This window comes from Bartonella sp. AA86SXKL, assembly GCF_042196885.1.
The window spans coordinates 1-1,248 of sequence record NZ_JBHIRE010000104.1 but is presented as its reverse complement, the minus strand read 5'-3'; the positions used below and the strand labels follow the sequence as shown (position 1 = coordinate 1,248).

Here is a 1,248-nt window from a genome sequence, read left to right as displayed (position 1 = left end):
AGTTGTTCCAATCACTGCACTCAATGCGCTTTATCAATATTCTTTATTTTTTGAAACTTACATCCCATAAAGACTTTCCGTGGATTTTTTTTAACGTTGATAAAGAGAAAAAAATGATTAATTAAAATCAAGCACCCTTTCAAGATAGTTTTTTTCTACTTCTAGAATATGCTCTTTACTAAGGCGTTTACGAATTTCTTCCAAAATCTGCCGTGCACGAATTTGATCACTTTCTTGTGGTATAGCTTCCCCTTCTTGCCCTTGAGTATTTTTTGAAGAAAGAGGACGTCCTAAGGGGTCTTGATGACCAGAAATAGTATTTTGATTATCTCCTGATTCTTTGAGGACTTCACGCATTTTTTCTAAAACATTTTGTGCGCCTTTCCTTAACGATTCTAGAGCAGCTAGCTGTTTTTGTATAGATATCTGATGGTTTCCATGCTCAAGAGCAGTTTCTGCAGAATTCATTTTTTCTTCTGCTTTTTTTAATTCGTCACTCTGTTCAAACCCTTGTTCTGATAATTCTTTTTCTAAAGTTGATAACTCCGACTGCAACTCAGCTTGACGTTTTTGTAAAGATTTTCTTTGTTTTTCCGGCACATTTTCTCCACGTCGTTGTTCCATTTCCAACTGATGTGTTCCATTGAGAATTTCTTGCTGACGACGCATCACATCACCAAGCTGATCCATTTTTTCTTTCATTTGTGCAAATTGGTTTTTTGTCTTCTGCCCACCTTGATTACCTTTTTGAACTTGCAAATGATCGAGGATTTGTTCAACTTCAGACAATAACTGTTCAGCTGCTAAAGAAGAGCCTGTTTTGGCCATTTCTTCAATTAAATTCAGCTTTTCCTTTAATGTCTCTTCTGAAAGATGAGAACGGCCAAGATTACTATTTTTGCCATTTTTGCTATTTTTGCTATTATTTTGTGTCTTTTCGGCCAAATTTTTAACATAATCATCCATAGCCTGGCGTAAATCGGCCATCAATCGTTCAATTTCTGCAGTTGAAGCACCGTAACGAAGAGCATCACGCAAAGCAGCTTGTGCTTGTTTTAAATTTTTCTGAGCTGATTGGAGCTGATTGCCTTCAATGCCCAAAGCGATCTGCCATAAATAATCGACCACATTGCGCAGATCATCCTCTGTTTCTGCCATAGAAAGCCTTGTCCATGCACTCTGTAGAACAAGAAAATGTGTTGCATTTTGAAGCCCATCTTCTGGCCGCACAAGTAAAGCAGCAAGCAT

The 1,248-nt window shown here is 37.5% G+C and carries 1 protein-coding gene; it reads right to left on the bottom strand.

What is annotated here, in order from left to right; genetic code table 11:
* Window positions 1-117 precede the first annotated feature (117 nt).
* Window positions 118-1,248, bottom strand: a 1,131-nt coding sequence (locus ACFIO5_RS10190) for a DUF4175 family protein (RefSeq protein ID WP_375705335.1), incomplete at its 5' end; no start/stop codon positions are given.